This window comes from Microbispora sp. KK1-11, assembly GCF_006874435.1.
In the GTDB taxonomy this organism is placed as follows: Bacteria; Actinomycetota; Actinomycetes; order Streptosporangiales; family Streptosporangiaceae; genus Microbispora; species Microbispora catharanthi.
The window spans coordinates 507,097-525,537 of sequence record NZ_VIRJ01000001.1 but is presented as its reverse complement, the minus strand read 5'-3'; the positions used below and the strand labels follow the sequence as shown (position 1 = coordinate 525,537).

Sequence of the window (18,441 nt, the reverse complement as noted above, 5' to 3'; positions counted from 1 at the left end):
GCCGCAGATCGATCCGGCGGACGGCAGTCCCGGGGGTAGGGCGGTCCCTACCAAGGGGCTCCGGCGGCCTCGACCAGGATCTTCAGCAGGTCGTCCGGGGCGTCGCGCATGAGGTTGTGCCCGCCGTCCAGCGCGTACGTCGTCCACGCGGGATCCGCGCGCAGCCGCTCGTACGTCGGGGTGAAGGGGGACTCGCCCTGCCAGCCCGCCGCGTACACGTAGACGCGGCGCCCGGCGCGCGCGGGGTCGCCGGTCAGCCGGAGCGGCTGGAGCAGCGAGGCGATCGGATGGGGGGTGGCCCGGGGATCGAAGAACGGCAGCGGCCGCGTCGCGTAGCCGGTCTCCACCACGTCGGCGTACCACTGCCGTTCCCGGTCGGAGACCAGGCTCCAGCAGGAGTCGCCGTCCCCCGGCACGACGGCGTCCAGGTAGACCAGACCGGCCACCCGGCCGGGCAGGCGGTCGGCGACGCCGGTGATCACCATTCCCCCGTAGCTGTGGCCGACCAGCACGGCCTCCCGGACGTCCTCGGCCTCCAGCACCCCGGTGACGTCCCGGATGTGCGTGTCGAGGTTCACTCCGCCGTCCAGCAGGTGGGCGCGTTCGGCGAGCCCGGTCAACGTCAGCGCGACGGCCCGGTGCCCGCGGTGGCGCAGCCCCTCGCAGAGCTCGCGGAAACACCAGCCGCCGTGACACATTCCGGGGATCAGGACGAACGTGGTCATGATGTGCCTCACTGTCTCGTGGACGCTTCCGCGTCGGCTGTCTTCTCGGCCGAACCCGCTCCGGCCCGGCGGGAGGGATTCGCGAACGCCGCGATCACAGCCGCGGCGGCGCACAGGATCGCGGTCCACGCCAGGGTGGCGGCGGTCGAGGTGTGGTCCGCGACGAGCCCGGCGAGCCACGGGCCGGCGGTCTGCCCGCCCGCGAAGATCGTGGTGAACGCCGCCAGGGTGGCCGTCCAGTCGGGGGACGGGGTGTTCGCCTTGATGAGCGCGGTGACGGCGGCGGGCACGCCCATGAACGTCGCCCCGTACAGGATCGCGGAGGCGAGGATGACCGGCGGCGCGGGCGCCGCCATCGCCAGCGCCGCGCCACCGCCCAGGAGAGCGAGCAGCACGGCCAGGGCCCGGGTGCCGGGCCACTCGGCGATCGGCCGGCTCCACAGCGCGGGCGCGGCCACCACGGCCAGGCCGAGCGCCGTCCAGGTGAGCACCACCTGCCCGAGCGGGGCGTGCCGGTCGGCCAGGTAGGCGGACAGGAAGGTGATGTAGGTGATGTAACCGGCGGCGAACAGCAGGTAGGCCAGGGCGATCCCCCACAGCGGCCGCACGTGGACCCGCCCGGCGTCGGCCGCCTGCGCCTCCTCCCCCGCCTGTGCCTCACCGTCGGCCCGGGCGGCGGTCCAGCTCAGCAGCGCCGCCAGCCCGGCGGCCACGCCGAGGCCGGCCCAGGCCAGGTGAAGGTGGTCGCCCAGGGGCGGGATGCCCGCGCCGCTGATCACAATGCCCAGCCCTGCGCCCGCGAAGTACACCGTGATGGGCGCCCCGGAGCCGGCGCGGGCGGCGAGGCGCGAGGCGATGACGCCGCCGGTGACGAACACCGCGGCGCCCGCCACCCCGGCTGCGGCTCGCGCCGCCAGCAGCACCGGATAGGCGTCGCTCGTCGCGGTGACCGCCAGCGCCAGCGCGGTGAGGACCATGCCCCACCGGAAGGTGGCCGCCGTGCCCAGGCGGCGTACGACGACCGCGGTCACCAGCGCGCCGAGCAGATAGCCGAGCCCGTTCGCGGCGCTCATCGCCCCCGCTTCGGCCAGGGACCAGTGCAGTTCGTCCCGCATCGCCGGGAGGAGCAGCCCGTACGCGAAACGCGCCAGACCGAGCGCCGACGCGGTGCCGAGAGCCAGCCGCACCGCCTGCCGCGTCTCCCGCCGGGCCGGCGTGCCGATGGCGAGCAGGTCGGACATGACGGACTCCCAGAGATCGAACCGATCGGTACGATCTCGGAGCGTAGCAGTGCATCGAACCGATCGGTACCATCTGGATATGCCGGTTCCCAAGGGCTCGACGATCGACCCGGAGCGCACCCGCGCCGCCATCCTGGAGGCGGCCACCGCCGTGCTGTACGAGCGCGGGCTCGACGGCGTCGGCGTCGCCGAGCTGTGCGCCCTGATCGGGGTGTCGAAGGAGACGCTCTATCGGCACTTCGGCACGAAGGACGGGCTCGTCGAGGCCATGCTCCTGGCGCGCAGCGAGCGGGTGACCCGCTGGCTGGCCGACGCCGCCGGGGCGGCCGGGGACGACCCCCGCGCCCAGCTCGCCGCGGTGTTCGACGCGCTGGGCGCGTGGTACGAGGACCCCGTCTTCCGCGGCTGCGCGATGGTGAACGCGTCGGCCCAGCACCACGTCGAGGCCGTGCGTGCCATCACCACGCGCCACCTCGACCGCTACCTCGACCTGCTGACCGGCATCGCCGAGCGCGCCGGAGCCGCCGATCCGCCCCTCCTGGGACGCCAGTTGCTCATGCTGGTCGAGGGCGCCACCGTCGTCGCCGCGCACCACGGCGCGGCCGGCACGGGCGAGCAGGCCCGCCAGGCGGCGCTCGCCCTGCTGTCGGCCGCCGCCCGGACCAGCGGCGAAGGCTGAGGCCCGGGGGCGGCCGGAGGTTACTTCTTCTTGCGCTTCTCGCGGATCTTCATCGTCACCTCGATGGGAGAGCCCGCGAAGCCGAACTCCTCACGGATGCGGCGCTCGAGGAACCGGCGGTAGGTCTCCTCCAGGAACGCCGAGGTGAACAGCACGAACTTCGGCGGCTCCGTGGACGCCTGGGTGGCGAACAGGATCTTCGGCTGCCGGCCGCCTCGCACCGGCGGCGGCGTGGCCTGCAGCAGCTCGGTGAAGAACTGGTTGAGCCGGGCCGTCGGCACCCGCGTGCCCCACGACTGCAGGGCCCGTTCGATGGCCGGAGCCAGCTTCTCGACGTGGCGGCCGGTCTTCGCCGAGATGTTCACCCGCAGCGCCCAGGGCGTGCGGACGAGCTGCCGGTCGATCTCCTTCTCCAGGTAGTACCGCCGGTCCTCGTCGACCAGGTCCCACTTGTTGAACGCGACCACCATCGCCCGGCCCGACTCGATGACCAGACCGAGGATCCGCAGGTCCTGCTCGGTCAGCACCTCGGAGGCGTCGATCAGCACGACCGCGACCTCCGCGCGCTCCAGCGCGGCCCGCGTGCGCATCGCCGCGTAGAAGTCCGCGCCCTTCAGCTCGCGGTCCCGCCGCCGGATGCCGGCGGTGTCGATGAACCGGTACGTCGTGCCGCCCAGCTCGACCAGCTCGTCGACCGGGTCACGGGTGGTGCCGGCCATCGGGTCGACGAGCACACGCTCCTCCCCGGCGAGCTTGTTGAGCAGCGACGACTTGCCCACGTTGGGCTTGCCCAGCAGGGCGACCCGGCGCGGGCCCCGCCGCTCGCCGAACGTCTGCGGCGGCGTCTCGGGCAGCGCGTCGAGCACGATGTCGAGCAGGTCGCCGCTGGCGCGGCCGTGCAGGGCGGAGACGGGGTGCGGCTCGCCCAGGCCGAGCGACCACAGCCCGCTCGCCTCCAGCTCCATCTGCTGGTTGTCGACCTTGTTGGCGGCCAGCACGACCGGCTTGCCCGAGCGGCGCAGGACCGCGCCGACGGCCTCGTCGGAGTCGGTGACCCCGACACTGGCGTCCACCACGAAGAGGATCACGTCGGCCAGCTCGGCCGCGATCTGCGCCTGCTCGGCGATGCGCAGGGCCATGCCGGTCGCGTCGGGGTCCCAGCCGCCGGTGTCGACCAGCGTGAACCGCCTGCCCCGCCAGGTCGCCTCGTACGTGACCCGGTCGCGGGTCACTCCTGGCACATCCTCCACGACCGCCTCACGACGGCCGATGATGCGGTTGACCAGTGTCGACTTGCCCACGTTGGGGCGCCCCACCACGGCGACGACCGGCAGCGGGCCCGAGTCGGGCTCCCGCTCCGTCTCCTCCGTGGAAAGCTCGGCGAGCTCGGCCTCGATCCAGCCGCCCTCGTCCTCGTCGTACTCCCCCGTCACGTCCATACCCTGCCTCATCGGCTGCTCTTCCCGTTCTCCCCGGCCTCCCGTGAGGCCTCCCGGCGGACCGCTTCCGGGGCCGGGCTCGTTCGTACGTCGCACCGCGTGGCCACTCCGGCGCGGCGGACGCGGCGCGGGAAGCGGTCAGGCGGGGCGTGCGGGCGTCAGACCCGCTCCTTGACGAGCCGGAGCACCTCGGCGATCACCTCGTCCAGGTCCAGCGGCGTCGTGTCCAGTTCCACCGCGTCCGCGGCCATCGCCAGCGGATCGGCCTTGCGCGTCGAGTCGAGGGCGTCGCGCCGGGCCATCGCGGCCTGCTGCGCCTCCACCGTCGTCCCGTCCAGCTCGGCCGTACGGCGCAGGGCGCGCGCCTGGGCGCTCGCCGTGAGGTAGATCTTGACGGGCGCGTCCGGGGCTACCACGGTGCCGATGTCGCGGCCCTCGACCACGATCCCGCCGCCAGGCAGGGACTCGGCGATGATCTCCCGCTGCAGGGCCACCAGCCGGTGGCGCACCTCGGGCACGGCGCTCACGGCCGACACCGCTCCGGTCACCTCGGGGCCGCGGATCGGCCCGTTGACGTCGACGCCGTCCACGGTGACGCCCGGCGCGTCGGGGTCGGTGCTCATCACCAGTGCGGGCTCGGCGGACCTCGCGGCGATCTCGGCGGCGTCCTCCAGGTTCACGCCCTGTCGGAGCATCCACCAGGTGACCGCGCGGTACATGGCGCCCGTGTCGAGGTATCGCAGGCCCAGCGCCCGTGCGACACCCCGCGAGGCACTCGACTTGCCCGATCCCGAGGGACCGTCCATGGCGACGACCAGACCCGACACCGGCTCTCCTTCTCCCCTTCGAATCGTCGTCCCCGAGGCTACCGGGATACCGCCGGAAAGCATGCATCGGCGGCGGGACAGGAGCTCCCGCGAGACGGCTCTCAGGCGGTCTCCTCGGTGGACCCGCCGAGCAGCCGGGCCGCCCGCGCCTCCTGGGCCAGGCGGCGCAGGGAGGCGATGACAGGGTCGCCGAGAGCGGTCCAGATCACGATCGCCTCGGCCATGGCGTGCGGATCGCCCCGCCGGCTGATCGCCCGCACCTCCGTGTCCGCCAGCCGCTCGGCGGTCTCGGCGTAGGTCTCCAGCAGGTCCAGGTAGTCGTCCTCACCGAGGCGCCGCAGGGTCGCCAGCGCGTCCGCCAGCGTCCGCCTGGCCGGATTGCCCGGCTTGACCTGCCAGCCCCGCCGGGCGATCAACTCGTCGACCTGCGCGGCGGCCTCGTCCCAAACCTCGTCCTCGGCGCGCTCCCTGGGCGGGGTCAGCGCGTACTGCGCCTTGCCGAGCACGTCGAACTCCGAGACGCCGGAGGAGAAGATCAGCGCGAGCGCCTCGCGGGCGGAGGCCACCGGCAGCCCGCCGACCTCGACCAGCGCCCGGGCCAGCCGCAGCCGCCTGACGTGCTCCTCGCCGTACCGCGCCTGGTTCGGGCCGGTCCGCTCTCCCGGCGGGACCAGCCCCTCCCGCAGGTAGTACTTGATGGTCGGGATCGGGACCCCGGTGCGCCTGCTCAGTTCCGCGATCCGCATGTCCCTCTCCCTCGCCGCACCCTCCCAGGATAGGCGGGGGCTTGCCCACACCCACGGATAGGGATAGCGTCGCTATCTACCAGAATGGATAGTGACACTCTCCACTATCGGAATGGGGGAAGCGCATGTTCGGCGCTCTGGGCCGCTTCGCGGTCCGTCACCGTCGCCTGATCCTGCTGGGCGCGCTGCTGTTCACCGTGGTCGCGGGCGCATGGGGCGCCGGCGTCTTCGGCCGTCTCGGTGGCGGCGCGGGATTCGACGACCCCGGCAGCCCGTCGTCGCACGCCGACCGCCTGCTCGCCGGACCCCTGGGCCGTCACACGGCCGACGTCGTCGTGCTGTACGAAAGCGACCGCCTCACCGTGGACGACCCCGCCTTCGCCGGGCCCGTACGCCGGGCCCTCGACGCGCTCCCCCGTCAGGACGTCGCGCGGCTGGAGTCGTACTGGTCGACCGGCTCACCGGGCTTCGTCTCGGAGGACCGGCACGCGACCTACGTCACCGTTCAGTTCCGCTCCCCCGACGACCAGGAGCGCGTACGGGCCCTGCGCGGCATCCGGGACAGGTTCGAGGTCGAGGGCCCGACCGTGCGGTTCGGCGGCATCACCGCGATGACCGACCAGGTCAACAGCATGATCGCGCGCGACATCGGCCTGGCCGAGGCGATCTCGGTTCCGATCCTGCTGATCCTGCTGGCGGTGGTCTTCCGCAGCCTCCTGGCTGCGGCGCTTCCCCTGGCCGTCGGCGTGGTCGCCGCGCTCGGCACGATGGCGGTGCTGCGCCTGGTCACGCTGGTCGCCGACGTCTCGACGTTCGCCATCCAGGTCGTCACGGTGCTCGGCCTCGGCCTGGCGATCGACTACGCGCTGCTCGCGGTCACCCGGTTCAGGGAGGAGCTCGGCAGGGGCGCGTCCGTCGAGACGGCGGTGGAGCGGACGACGGCCACGGCGGGCCGGACGATCGCGTTCTCCGGCGCGGTCGTGGCGCTGTCGTTCGCGGGGCTCGCGGTGTTCCCCTCGCGGTTCCTGCTGTCGATGGCGTACGCGGGCGCCGCCACGGTCGTCCTGGCCGTGCTGACCTCCCTCACCGTGCTGCCCGCCCTGCTGGCGGCCATCGGCAGGAGGGCCGGCCAGAGGGGGCTCGGCCGGCGAATCGGCGAGAAGGGGCTCGGTCGCGCCCGGCCCGCCGCCTCCGGCGAGCGGTGGTATCGCCTGGCCCACGCCGTCATGCGGCGGCCCCTCGCGAGCGCGCTCGCCGTCGTCGCGGTGCTCGTGGCCCTCGGCCTGCCGTTCCTCGGCGTGAACTGGGCCAGGCCCGGCGACTGGGTGCTGCCCTCCGGCGCCGACGCGCGCACCGTGACCCGGGAACTGGCCGAGCGCTTCACCGCCGACCCCGCCAAGATCGTGACGGCCGTCGTCGAGGCGCCGCGCGCCCTGGACAGGGCGGTGCTGGACGGCTATGCCGCCCGCCTGGACGCCGTGTCCGGCGTGGAGGGCGCGTCCGTCACCGGGACAACCGGCACTCTCGCCAGGATCTCCCTCGGCTACGCGTTGGACCCGATGTCTCGGGAGGCCGTGCGGATGGTCGAGGATCTGCGGGCGGTGCCGCCTCCGGCGGGGGCCGTCACGTCGTTCACCGGGATGCCCGCCTCGCGGGTGGACATCGTGGACATGGTCGTCTCCCGCCTGCCGTGGATGGCGCTGTTCGTGGCCGTCGTGTCGTTCGCCCTGATGTTCCTGGCGTTCGGCTCGGTGATCCTGCCGATCAAGTCGGTGCTGCTGAACCTGTTGTCGCTGTCGGCGTCCTTCGGCGCCATCAAGTTGATCTTCCAGGACGGCCGGCTGGCCGGGCTGCTCGGCTTCGAGCCGGTCGGGGCCGTCGACGTGAACTTCCCCGTGCTGATCGTCGCGATCGCCTTCGGGCTGGCGATGGACTACGAGATGTTCCTCCTGTCGCGCGTACGCGAGGAGCGCGAGCGCGGTGCCGATCCCGCGGAGGCGATGGCGCGCGGGCTGGCCAGGACGGCCGGGGTGGTCACCAGCGCCGCCCTCCTCGTCGCCGTGTCCGTCGCGGGCTTCGCCTTCTCCAGCGTGACGATCATGAAGATGATCGGCGTCGGCCTGGTGATCGCGGTCGTCGTGGACGCGACGATCGTGCGCGGCCTGCTGGTGCCGGCCACCATGCGGCTGCTCGGCGAACGGGCGTGGTGGGCGCCCCGGCCCCTCGCCCGATGGTGGCGGCGGCACGGCCTGCCGGAGCACGCTCCCGCGGCGCCGTCCCCGGAGAAGGCGGCGGTCAGCGGCCTCTGAGATCGGCCCCCACGTATCCCGTGTAGCTTCTTCCTCCGCGTGTTGACCTTGCCCCTGGGTGAAGCCCCAGCATCGTCGGCGCCGGCCATGGCGGCCGGGACGAGGAGGAGTGGTGCGGGAGCTGCTGACCATCGGGACGTTCGCGCGGGCCGCCCGGCTGTCGCCCAAGGCGTTGCGGCTGTACGACGAGGTCGGGCTGCTGCGGCCGGCCGCGGTGGACGGCGAGTCGGGATACCGCTACTACGACCCGGCCCAGCTGGAGCGGGCCCGCCTGATCGCCCGGTTGCGGCGGCTCGGCATGCCGCTCGCGCGCATCCGGCGGGTGTGCGACCTGCCCGCGCGGCGGCCGTCGACGCGCTCAAGCGCCTGCAGTCGTGCTCGTCGGCCTGGCCGCCGAGCTGTGGATCGCGCTGGCGGCGCTCGTGCTCGGCGGCGCGGTCAACTGCATATTGAGCGCCTTCCGCACCACGATCATTCAGGCGCACACCGATGACGCCGTACGCGGGCGCGTGCAGGGCACGCTCACCGTCGTGCTGGTCGGAGGGCCGCAGATCGCGAATCTGCTGCACGGTTCCGCCGGCGCCGCGATACGCATTGTCACCGGCCCTCTGCACGCCACCGCGGGCGCGTTGTCCGGCCCGCGCGCCGTCATCTGTGCGGGCGGGCTGCTCACCGTGGTCACCGCGACGGCGATCGCCTGGGCGATCCCCGACCTGCGCCGCTACATCGCCCCTGCTCCCGTTCCTGCCCCCGCCCCGGGGCCGACGGCCGGCCTGACGTCACCGGCCCTGCCGGGAGACCGGGTCAGCCCGGCACCTGCCAGCCGCGCTCGCGCAGGCCGTGGGTGAGCTCTTCCGCCGCCTCCGGCCGGACGTACAGTTCGGCCGCGCCGAGTTCCAGCCCGGTGGCGTGCTCCAGGCGGATGTCCTCGATGTTGACGCCCGTCTCGCCCGCGGCCTGGACCAGCCGGGCCAGCTCGCCGGGACGGTCGCCGATGAGCACCTGGACCACCGCGTACGTCCGCGCCGGACCACCGTGCTTGCCGGGGATCCTGCCGGTCCCTCGCACGCCGCGCGACAGGAGGTCGGTGACCTGCCCCATGGCCGCGCCGTCGCCCGCCAGCGCGCGAAGCGAGCGGGCGGCGGCGCTCAGGTCGTCCACGAGCGCCTCCAGCACCTCGGCGACGGGAAGCGCGTTGCCCTCGAGGATGCCGGTCCACAGCGCGGGGTCGCTGGCGGCGATGCGGGTCACGTCGCGTACGCCCTGCCCCGACAGCCCGAGCGCCGTCTCCGACGCCTCGGCCAGCCGGGCCGCCACCGCGGCGGCCGTCACGTGCGGGGCGTGCGAGACGACCGCGACGGCGCGGTCGTGCTCGGCCGCGTCCACCCGCACGGCGTTGCCGCCGCACAGCGAGATCAGCCGCTCCACCGCGGCCACCGCCCGCGGGGACGCCTCGTCCGTCGGGCAGTACGCCCACGGACGGCCGAGGAACAGGTCGGCGCGGGCCGCCGCCGGGCCGGACCGCTCGCGGCCCGCCAGCGGATGCCCCGCGACGTACGCCGTCAGGTCGCAGCCGAGCTGGGCGGCCTGGGCCAGCGGGAGCGCCTTCACGCTCGCCACGTCGGTGTAGAAGCGGGCGCTGTCGCGCTTTTGCAGGTCGAGCAGTTGCTGCGCGACGAACTGGGGCGGCACGGCGACGACCGCGAGATCCACCCGCTGCTCGCCGGTCCAGTCCTCCCCCGCGCCCAGTTCACGCGCGAGCCGTACGGCTCCCGCGTCCCGGTCGGCCAGGAAGACCCGCACGTCCCGCTGCCGCAGCGCCAGGGCGACCGACGTGCCGATGAGGCCCGTCCCGACAACGACCACACTGCCGATCTCGGTGTCCTCGATGGGAGTCATCGTGCTCTTCCTGCCGTCGCCGTCCCCAGGCGCGCTGTCCCGCGACGGATGTCTCGTGGGTGGATTGTGATGGTTCGCCGGCCTCGCCGTCCCGGCGTGGTCCTGCGGGCGGCGCCTACCGGCAAATGCTCAATGGGCGCTGCCTATCAGGGGATGCTCATTGGGCGATGTCCACGCGCAGCGCCACGGCGCCGCGCAGGTACACGTGCTGGATCTCCTGCCGGGGACGGTCGGTCTGCACGTGGGCCATCAGCCGCACCACGCTCGGAAGCGCGCCCGGCACGTCGATCTCGGTCGCGCACAGCAGGGGCACGTCGTGGAACCCCAGCTTGCGCGCGGCCAGCGCGGGGAACTCGGCGGTGAGGTCGGGCGTGCACGTGAAGATCACGCTGATGACGTCGTCGGTCGTGAGGTTGTTGCGCCCCATCACCTCGGTCACCAGCTCGGTCGTCCCGGCGAGGATCGCGTCACGATCGTTGCCGTCGACCTGGATGGCTCCGCGAATCGCCCGCACCATGTCGTTCCCCTCTCGCTGGGACGGGCCGGTCTCCTGCGGAGACAGGCCCGGCCCATCTACGTGTTTTTCAGCCAATTCTGCCCGGCTTGCGGCTTTCGTCCGCCGCGCGGAAAGGCTACAGGCCGACCGCCGCGTACAGCTCGCCGATCTCATGCACCGTGAGCGCCCGGACGGTGCCCGGCTTGAGCCGGCCGAGCTTGACCGGGCCGAACTCGATGCGGGCCAGGTCGATCACCCGATGCCCGACCGACTCCATCAGCCGCCGGACGATGTGCTTGCGGCCCTCGTGCAGGACGACCTCGACCAGCGCCTGCTGGCCGTGCTCCTGCACCACCCGGAACTCGTCCACCTTGGCCAGGCCGTCCTCCAGCTCCACGCCCTTGCGCAGCACCTTGTGCAGGTCGCGCGCGATGGGACCGGGCACCTTGGCCCAGTACTTCTTCTGCACGCCGTAGCTCGGGTGGGTCAGCCGGTGGGCCAGCTCGCCGTCGTTGGTCAGCAGCAGCAGGCCCTCGGTCTCGGTGTCGAGACGCCCCACGTGGAACAGCCGGGGCGCGAGGTCCTGCACGTAGTCGTTCAGGCACGGCCGGCCGTCGGGGTCGTCCATCGTGCTCACCACGCCGATCGGCTTGTTGATCGCGTAGTAGACGGTCTCCGAGGACGTCGGGATGCGCTTGCCGTCGACCCGGATGACCTGCTTGGCGGGATCGACGCGCGCGCCGTAGCGGCGCACCGTCTGTCCGTCCACCGACACCCGGCCGTCGCCGATCATCTCCTCGCACGCCCGCCGGCTGGCCACCCCGGCCTGGGCGAGCACCTTCTGCAGCCGCTCACCGCCCGGCACCTCGGTCGTGTCGCGCTCGTCGGTGTAGTCCTCGTCGTAGAAGTCCGGGTCGCGCAGCGGCTGCCGGGACGTCTTGAACGGGTTGCTCGCCGGGCCGCTCGCGCCGGGGCTCTTGATACCTCCCGCGGGCCGCGCCGCGCCGCGCGAGCCTCCGCTTGCTCCGGCGCCGCCGAACCGGCCGCGCCCGCCGCCCAGGCGGCCGATCGTCTGCACCTCGTCACGGCTCGCACGGCCCCTGCCGCCGCCGCGGGCCGCGCGGAAGTCGCCGCGCTCGGGCCGCGCGCTCCGGGCCTCCCTGTCGCCGCGCTCGGGCCGTGCCCCACGGTCGCCGCGCGCGCCCCGCATCTCTCGGTCGCCGCGCTCGGGCCGCGCCCCACGGTCGCCGCGCTCGGGCCGCGCCCCACGGTCGCCGCGGTCCTCGTCGCGGAAGGCCGGCCGCCTCGTCTCACGCGTCGTCTCGTAACCGCCGTCGCGGTCACGCGGCCGGTCCCTGCCGCCCTCCGGCCTGCCATACCTGCCGCGCGAACCGGCCCCCTCCGTACGGAACGACGGACGGTCGGCGGAGAAGGAGTCCCGGGCACCGCGCTCCCGGCCGGGACCGCGATCACGGTCGAAGTCACGGTCGAAGCCGCGGGCGGACCCGCGGTCTGACCCGCGCCCGAAGCCACGGCCACCGTCACGGCCACCGTCACGGTCGCCGGAGCGGCCGCCCTCGGGCCTGCCGTACCTGCCGCGAGAACCGCCCCTCTCGGCGCGGAAGGGTGTCCGGTCGTCGTCGCGATACCGCTCGCCGCCGGAACGCGCGTCGCGGCGGCCCGTGTCACCGTAACGACCTGTGTCACCGTAACGACTGGTGCCGCCCTGACGACCGGCGTCACCGTAACGGCCGCGGGAGCGGTCGTCGCGGCCCTCGCCGGAACGGCGGTCGCCGTACCGGTCGCCGCGCGGGGCCTCCTCGTCGCGGAACCGCCTGGAGTCCGGCCTGTCGGATCGGGAGTCGGCCCGGGAGTCGGACCTTGAGTCGGACCTGGAGTCGAAACCGTACCCGGACCGGGAACCAGGGACGCGGGAACCGCCGCGCCGGTCGCCCTGGGGGCGGAAGCCGCCGGACCCGCCGCGGGATCCACGCGGGCTCGCGCCCTGCTGACCGGTGCTCCGGCTCCGACCGCGTCCCTCACCGGACGGGGTGCCACGCCTGTTGTTCACTACTTCTGCTCCTCAAGAATTTCCACGTCGTCCGGGAGGAACGGGGCGAGTTCGGGAAGCTCGTCGAGGCTCCGCAGCCCCAGTCTCTCCAGGAAGTAACTCGTCGTCCGGTAGAGCACTGCCTGGCTCTCCGGGTCGGTTCCGGCCTCTTCCACGAGGCCGCGTGCGACCAGCGTCCGCATGACGCCGTCGCTGCTCACGCCGCGCACCGCCGCCACCCGGGCCCGGCTGACCGGCTGCCGGTAGGCGACCACGGCGAGGGTCTCCAGCGCGGCCTGCGTCAGCCGCGCCTGCTGGCCGTCCCTGACGAACCTCTCCACCAGCGCGGCGCATTCCGCCCTGGTGTAGAAGCGCCAGCCTCCGGCCACCTCTCGCAGGTCGAAACCCCGTCCGGCGGCCGTGTATTCCTCCGACAGGGCGCGGAGCGCGGCGGCGACCTCCGCCGTCGGGCGTTCGAGCACCTGGGCGAGGGTCACCTCGGCGACCGGCTCGTCCACCACCATCAGGATCGCCTCGAGGGCCGCGCTGAGCGTTGCCCCCTCGGCCGGCGGCTCCGCCTCCGACTCTGGGGCGGCGGAGGCCGGATCCGGCGATCCGAGGCCGGGTGACGCGAGCGCGCCGCCGTCCCGCCCCGTCACATCGCCGGCGGAGCCGGAGAGGTCGCCGCCGGAACCGGGGGTGTCGCTCGCGTCCATCGCTCCTCGCTCGTCGTACGGCTTACGTCTCCGCCGCGCCACTCGTCCGGCGTCCTGGTTCGGCGCGGCCTCGAGCGGTCGGGCGTGGCGGCCCGCCTCACTCGTCCCGTGCGGCCGCCGCCTCGGCGGACCGCTCCTCGCGCCGGCCCTCGTCGTAGTCGTCGCCCACCGTGACGTCGCCGTCGGCGGTTCCCGTCCAGGTGACGTACAGATCGCCGAGCGGTTCGACCTGTTCGAAGGAGACCGCGGCCTCCCGGAACAGCTCAAGGACGGCCAGGAAGCGGGCGACGACCTCGAACGTCCCCGCACAGTCGGCGGTCAGCGCCCGGAAGGTCGCCGTGTGCAGCCGCCTCAGCCGCTCGACAAGAATAGCGGCTTGCTCCCTGACGCTGGCCATCGGTTGGTAGATGTGCGAGACCGACACCGACGGCGGCGCCTTGGGAGTGAAGGCCCGTGCCGCGATCTTGGCGAGCTGCTCGGGCCCGATGCCGAGCACGAGTTCCGGCAGCAGGTCGGCGAAGCGCTTTTCCATCGGCACGGCGCGCGGGAAGCGCAGCGCCTCCTCGGCCATCCGGCCGGCGAAGATCTTCGCGACCTCCTTGTACGCCCGATACTGCAGCAGCCGCGCGAACAGCAGGTCGCGGGCCTCCAGCAGGGCGAGGTCCTCCTCGTCCTCCACCTCTCCGGTGGGCAGCAGCCGGGCCGCCTTGAGGTCGAGCAGGGTCGCCGCGACGAGCAGGAAGTGGCTCGTCTGGTCGAGGTCCCACTCCGGGCCCCGCGACCGGATGTACGCGATGAACTCGTCGGTGACCTTGTGCAGGGACACCTCGGTGATGTCCAGCTTGTGCTTGGAGATCAGCCCGAGCAGCAGGTCGAACGGCCCTTCGAAGACGTCCAGGTGCACCTGGAAGCCGCTCGGGGCGCTCTCCCCGGTCCCCTGGTCGGTCTCCTGGCCGGTCGTCACACCTGCCATTGTCCCCTACCGCCGTGATCGCGCGGCGCCTACGACGACATCGCTGTCAGACGCGGGCGGGCCACCTGGCCAGCAGTTCGCGGGCCAGCTCACGGTAGGCGGTGGCGCCCATCGAGCCGGGGTCGAACTGCGTGATCGGCTCCCCCGCCAGGGTGGCGTCGGGGAAGCGAACCGTCCGGTTGATGACCGTGTGGAACACCTTGTCGCCGAAGCCCTGCATGATCGTCTGCAGCACCTCGCGGGCGTGCAGCGTGCGGGGGTCGTACATGGTGGCGAGCAGGCCGTCGATCTCCAGGTTCTTGTTGAGCCGCTCCTGGACCTTGCCGATCGACTCCATGAGCAGCGCCACGCCGCGCAGCGCGAAGAACTCGCACTCCAGCGGGATCATCACGCTGTGGGCGCAGGTCAGCGCGTTGACCGTCAGCAGGCCGAGGGACGGCTGGCAGTCGATCAGGCAGATGTCGTAGTGCGGCAGCAGGGGCTCCAGCGCCCGCTGCAGGGCGTATTCCCGCGCGACCTCGTTGACGAGCCGGATTTCGGCGCCCGACAGGAAGATGTTGCTCGGCAGGAGCTGCATGCCCTCGACGGTGGTGTCGATCAGCACGTCCTCGACCGTGACGTCGGGCTCCTCCATGATGAGGTCGTAGACCGTCGCCTCGAGCGGCCGGGGGTCGATGCCGAGACCGACCGACAGCGCGCCCTGCGGATCGAAGTCGACGAGCAGCACCCGCTGGCCGACCTCGGCGAGCGCGGCGCCAAGGTTGATCGTGGTCGTCGTCTTGCCGACGCCGCCCTTCTGGTTGACCATCGCGACGATGCGCGCGGGTCCGTGCGACTCCGGCGGGGTCGGCTCGGGGAACACCGGACGTGGACGGCCGGTAGGCCCGATCGCGCCGGGAGCCCCCACCCACGTCCCCTCTGTGGTCGCAGTCACCTGTTGGTCCTCCCTGACGGCCTTAGAACCTGATCGAATCTAAAGGGTAGGCACGTGGTCGGCAAGGCGGCGCGCCAAAGGCTGCCGAGATGGGCCTTCTAATGCAACGCACGGGGATGCGCCGCCGCGTAGACCTCCCGGAGCTTGTCGACCGTCACCAGGGTGTACACCTGCGTGGTGGTCACCGAGGCGTGGCCGAGCAACTCCTGGACAACCCTAACGTCGGCGCCCCCGTCCAGGAGGTGGGTTGCAAACGAATGGCGCAACATGTGCGGCGATACACCGGAAAGTCCGGCTCGTTCCGCCGCCGCCTGCAGCACCTCCCATGCGCCCTGCCGCGTGAGCCTTCCGCCCCGCGCGTTGAGGAACAGCGCGGGCGTCCCCCGGCCGTGCGCCGCCAGCCGGGGCCTGGCCCTGACCAGGTACGCGTCGAGCGCCTGGCGGGCGAAGCGGCCGAGGGGCACGATCCTGGTCCGCCCGCCCTTGCCGCGCAGCCGCACCTGGTCCTGGTCCCCGTCGTGGCCATGGTCCTCGTCGTGAGCCGGCCCCGTGGGCACGTCGTCCACCGCCAGCCCCACTGCCTCCGAGATCCGGGCGCCCGTGCCGTACAGGACCTCAAGCAGCGCGCGGTTGCGCAGGGCGAGCGGCGAGTCCTCCGGGCCGCAGGCGGCGATGAGCCGCTCGACCTCCGCGACGGTGATCGCCTTGGGGAGCCGCCGGAGCTGGCGCGGCGGGCGCACCTCGTGCGCGGGGTCGTGCCCGGCCACCCCCTCGCGCAGGGCGAAGCGGTGCAGCCCGCGTACGGCCGACACGGCGCGGGCGGCCGAGCTGGCGACCAGCGCCGGGTGGTCCTCGTCGCCCTCCCGCAGCGCGGCGAGGAAGGCGACCACGTCCGACTCGGCGACCTGCGCGAACGTCTCGAGCCCGCGCGCCCGAAGATGTTCGACGTATCGGCGCAGGTCGCGCCGGTAGGAGGCGAGCGTGTTGGCAGACAGCCCCCGCTCCACCGCCAGATGGGCGAGGTAGCTGGACAGCACCGCCTCGGGCTCGCTCAGGACGTCTCCCTACGGAATCATGCCTCCGGTGCGTCGGCGGGACGAAGGCCCTTGAATCCGTCGGCGGAAGCAGCGTATGCGGCGAGGATACCGGCGACGGCAGGAGAATTGTGGATCATTCCGCTCAGGGCCTTGTCGACCGCCGCGCCCAGCGGAATCCAGACCGCCGGCATGTCGGTCTCCTCGTGGTGGCGCACGTACGTGTTCTCCTCGTCGGGGATCGGCTCCAGATCGCGGGCCAGGAAGACCCGGATCCGCTCGTCCGACATGCCCGGGGAGGTGCGCAGGTCGACCAGCGTGTGCCACGTACGCGCCCGGTAGGCGGCCTCCTCGGCGAGCTCACGCGCCGCGCACTCGACCAGCGGCTCGCCCGGCACGTCGCGGATGCCGGCCGGCAGCTCCCACAGCAGGCGCCGTGCCGGATGCCGATATTGGCGGATCAGCAGCACGCGGTCCTCGTCGTCGAGGGCGAGCACCGCGACCGAGCCGGGATGGACGACGTAGTCACGGTCGGCGGTCACCCCGCCGGGCATCTCCACCGTGTCGGTGCGCACCGTGATGATCCGCCCGGCGAAGCGCTCGGCGGAGGCGACGACGTTCCAGTGCTCTTCGGTGTCTTCGACGTTCACCGTGTTCTCCGCCGTCACTTGGCCCGTCCCGCCTTCGCCACGTTCTCACGCCGGCCCGCGTACTCCAGGGCGGCCCCGACCAGCCCCTTGAACAGGGGGTGCGACCGGGTCGGGCGGGAGCGGAACTCGGGGTGGGCCTGGGTGCCGATGAAGAACGGGTGCTGGTCGGTGGCCAGCTCGGCGTACTCGACGAGGCGGCCGTCGGGCGACAGGCCGGAGAACACCATGCCGACCTTCTCCAGCCGCTCCCGGTAGGAGTTGTTCACCTCGTAGCGGTGCCGGTGGCGCTCCTCCACCTTGGCCTTGCCGTACAGGCGGCGGGCCAGCGAGCCGTCCACGAGCTTGGCCGGATAGAGGCCGAGCCGCATGGTGCCGCCCATGTCGCGGTCGCCGGCGACGACGTCCTTCTGGTCGGCCATGGTGGAGATCACCGGGTTGATGGTCTCGGGGTCGAACTCGGTGCTGTCGGCGTCCTCGATCCCGGCCAGGTTGCGGGCCGCGTCGATGACCATGCACTGCATGCCGAGGCAGATGCCGAGCAGCGGGACCCGCTGCTCGCGCGCGTGCCGTACGGCACCGACCTTGCCCTCGATACCGCGCACGCCGAAACCGCCGGGGATCAGCACGCCGTCGACCCCGTCCAGCTCGCGGGCCGCGCCCTCGGGGGTCTCGCAGTCGTCGCTCTTGACCCAGCGGATGTTGACGCGCGCGTCGTTGGCGAAGCCGCCCGCGCGCAGCGCCTCGGTGACCGACAGGTACGCGTCGGGCAGGTCGATGTACTTGCCGACCAGCGCGATCGTGACCTCCTTGGCGGGCCGGTGGACCCGGCGCAGGAGCTGGTCCCACTCGGTCCAGTCCACGTCGCGGAACGGCAGGCCCAGCCTGCGCACCACGTACGCGTCGAGCCCCTCGGCGTGCAGGACCTTCGGGATGTCGTAGATCGAGGCCGCGTCGACGGCGGAGACCACGGCGTCCTCGTCCACGTCGCACATCAGGCTGATCTTGCGCTTGAGCGAGGTGGTGATCGGCCGGTCCGAGCGGCAGACGATCGCGTCGGGCTGGATGCCGATGCTGCGCAGCGCGGCGACCGAGTGCTGCGTGGGCTTGGTCTTCAGCTCCCCGCTCGGGCCGATGTACGGCAGCAGGGAGACGTGCAGGAAGAAGACGTTGTCGCGGCCGACCTCGTGGCGGACCTGCCGGACGGCCTCCAGGAACGGCAGCGACTCGATGTCGCCGACCGTGCCGCCGACCTCGGTGATGACCACGTCGACGTCAGGCCCCGCCATGCCGCGGATGCGGTCCTTGATCTCGTTGGTGATGTGCGGGATGACCTGGACGGTGTCGCCCAGGTACTCGCCGCGCCGCTCCTTGGCGATCACGTTCGAGTAGACCTGGCCCGTGGTGACGTTGGCGGAGCCGTGCAGCTCCGTGTCGAGGAAGCGCTCGTAGTGGCCGATGTCGAGGTCCGTCTCGGCCCCGTCGTCGGTGACGAACACCTCGCCGTGCTGGAAGGGGTTCATCGTGCCGGGGTCGACGTTCAGGTAGGGGTCGAGCTTCTGCATGGTGACGCGGAGGCCGCGAAGCTTGAGGAGACGACCGAGGCTGGAGGCCGTGAGTCCCTTGCCGAGACTGGAGGCGACGCCGCCGGTGACGAACAGATGCTTGGTTTGTGCGGCGCTGCGCAAGTAGAGCTCCCGTGGTCGATGTCGATCCGGCCGTCCGG

Annotated in this window: 18 protein-coding genes; 4 read left to right on the top strand and 14 right to left on the bottom strand. The window is 72.7% G+C overall.

The window, feature by feature from the left end:
- Nucleotides 1-47: 47 nt before the first annotated feature.
- Both FLW16_RS43340 and FLW16_RS43335 read right to left on the bottom strand, forming a co-directional pair.
- Nucleotides 48-725 (bottom strand): alpha/beta fold hydrolase, encoded by a 678-nt coding sequence (locus FLW16_RS43340; RefSeq protein WP_185949202.1) that lies wholly within the window; start codon nt 723-725, stop codon nt 48-50.
- A gap of 8 nt (nt 726-733) precedes the next feature.
- Nucleotides 734-1,966 carry a YbfB/YjiJ family MFS transporter gene (locus FLW16_RS43335; RefSeq protein ID WP_185949201.1) on the bottom strand — a complete coding sequence of 411 codons (1,233 nt, stop codon included), beginning with the start codon at nt 1,964-1,966 and terminating at the stop codon, nt 734-736.
- 79 nt (nt 1,967-2,045) lie between these two features.
- On the opposite strand from FLW16_RS43335, the gene FLW16_RS02375 reads away from it, so the two are divergent.
- Nucleotides 2,046-2,645 carry a TetR/AcrR family transcriptional regulator gene (locus tag FLW16_RS02375; protein ID WP_142557061.1) on the top strand — a complete coding sequence of 200 codons (600 nt, stop codon included), beginning with the start codon at nt 2,046-2,048 and terminating at the stop codon, nt 2,643-2,645.
- Nucleotides 2,646-2,665: 20 nt separating this feature from the next.
- On the opposite strand, the gene der is transcribed toward FLW16_RS02375, so the two are convergent.
- The 3 genes from der to FLW16_RS02360 all read right to left on the bottom strand — a co-directional run bounded on the left by der (nt 2,666) and on the right by FLW16_RS02360 (nt 5,657).
- Nucleotides 2,666-4,096 carry a ribosome biogenesis GTPase Der gene (der, locus tag FLW16_RS02370; RefSeq protein ID WP_142557059.1) on the bottom strand — a complete coding sequence of 477 codons (1,431 nt, stop codon included), beginning with the start codon at nt 4,094-4,096 and terminating at the stop codon, nt 2,666-2,668.
- A 146-nt stretch (nt 4,097-4,242) separates the two neighbouring features.
- Complete coding sequence (gene cmk, locus FLW16_RS02365) at nt 4,243-4,890, bottom strand: (d)CMP kinase (protein WP_260614818.1); 648 nt, start codon at nt 4,888-4,890, stop codon at nt 4,243-4,245.
- A gap of 122 nt (nt 4,891-5,012) precedes the next feature.
- Nucleotides 5,013-5,657 (bottom strand): MerR family transcriptional regulator, encoded by a 645-nt coding sequence (locus FLW16_RS02360; RefSeq protein ID WP_142557055.1) that lies wholly within the window; start codon nt 5,655-5,657, stop codon nt 5,013-5,015.
- Nucleotides 5,658-5,782: 125 nt separating this feature from the next.
- Between FLW16_RS02360 and FLW16_RS02355 the strand changes: the two genes are divergently transcribed.
- Genes FLW16_RS02355 through FLW16_RS02345 form a run of 3 tightly spaced genes read left to right on the top strand, consistent with a single transcriptional unit; the run spans nt 5,783 to nt 8,814 of the window.
- Entirely contained in the window at nt 5,783-7,966 is a 2,184-nt protein-coding gene (locus tag FLW16_RS02355) for an MMPL family transporter (protein ID WP_142557053.1), read from the top strand.
- Between the two features lie 58 nt (nt 7,967-8,024).
- Nucleotides 8,025-8,459 carry a MerR family transcriptional regulator gene (locus FLW16_RS44345; RefSeq protein WP_312847111.1) on the top strand — a complete coding sequence of 145 codons (435 nt, stop codon included), beginning with the start codon at nt 8,025-8,027 and terminating at the stop codon, nt 8,457-8,459.
- Nucleotides 8,341-8,814, top strand: a complete 474-nt coding sequence (locus FLW16_RS02345; protein WP_185949200.1) for a hypothetical protein — start codon at nt 8,341-8,343, stop codon at nt 8,812-8,814. The genes FLW16_RS44345 and FLW16_RS02345 overlap by 119 nt, the downstream gene beginning before the upstream one ends.
- On the opposite strand, the gene FLW16_RS02340 is transcribed toward FLW16_RS02345, so the two are convergent.
- From FLW16_RS02340 to FLW16_RS02300, 9 genes are all read right to left on the bottom strand, one after another.
- A complete protein-coding gene (locus FLW16_RS02340; protein WP_142557047.1) occupies nt 8,771-9,865 on the bottom strand; it encodes a prephenate dehydrogenase in 1,095 nt (364 codons plus the stop codon). The two genes, FLW16_RS02345 and FLW16_RS02340, sit on opposite strands and share 44 nt — an antisense overlap.
- A gap of 157 nt (nt 9,866-10,022) precedes the next feature.
- The gene (gene aroH / locus FLW16_RS02335; RefSeq protein ID WP_142557045.1) at nt 10,023-10,382 is read right to left on the bottom strand and encodes a chorismate mutase; all 360 of its coding nucleotides are present in this window, start codon (nt 10,380-10,382) and stop codon (nt 10,023-10,025) included.
- 115 nt (nt 10,383-10,497) lie between these two features.
- A complete protein-coding gene (locus FLW16_RS44930) occupies nt 10,498-12,432 on the bottom strand; it encodes a pseudouridine synthase (RefSeq protein WP_260614789.1) in 1,935 nt (644 codons plus the stop codon).
- Nucleotides 12,432-13,127, bottom strand: coding sequence for an SMC-Scp complex subunit ScpB (gene scpB, locus FLW16_RS02325; RefSeq protein WP_142557043.1), 696 nt, complete (start codon nt 13,125-13,127; stop codon nt 12,432-12,434). Before scpB ends, FLW16_RS44930 begins: the two co-directional genes overlap by 1 nt.
- Before the next feature lie 97 nt (nt 13,128-13,224).
- Nucleotides 13,225-14,100 carry a ScpA family protein gene (locus tag FLW16_RS02320; RefSeq protein WP_142557041.1) on the bottom strand — a complete coding sequence of 292 codons (876 nt, stop codon included), beginning with the start codon at nt 14,098-14,100 and terminating at the stop codon, nt 13,225-13,227.
- 46 nt (nt 14,101-14,146) lie between these two features.
- The gene (locus FLW16_RS02315) at nt 14,147-15,034 is read right to left on the bottom strand and encodes a ParA family protein (protein WP_142557039.1); all 888 of its coding nucleotides are present in this window, start codon (nt 15,032-15,034) and stop codon (nt 14,147-14,149) included.
- 98 nt (nt 15,035-15,132) lie between these two features.
- Nucleotides 15,133-16,071, bottom strand: coding sequence for a site-specific tyrosine recombinase XerD (locus tag FLW16_RS02310; protein WP_260614787.1), 939 nt, complete (start codon nt 16,069-16,071; stop codon nt 15,133-15,135).
- A 35-nt stretch (nt 16,072-16,106) separates the two neighbouring features.
- A complete protein-coding gene (locus FLW16_RS02305; protein ID WP_260614786.1) occupies nt 16,107-16,718 on the bottom strand; it encodes an NUDIX domain-containing protein in 612 nt (203 codons plus the stop codon).
- Nucleotides 16,719-16,732: 14 nt separating this feature from the next.
- Entirely contained in the window at nt 16,733-18,403 is a 1,671-nt protein-coding gene (locus FLW16_RS02300) for a CTP synthase (protein WP_142557035.1), read from the bottom strand.
- Nucleotides 18,404-18,441 lie beyond the last annotated feature (38 nt).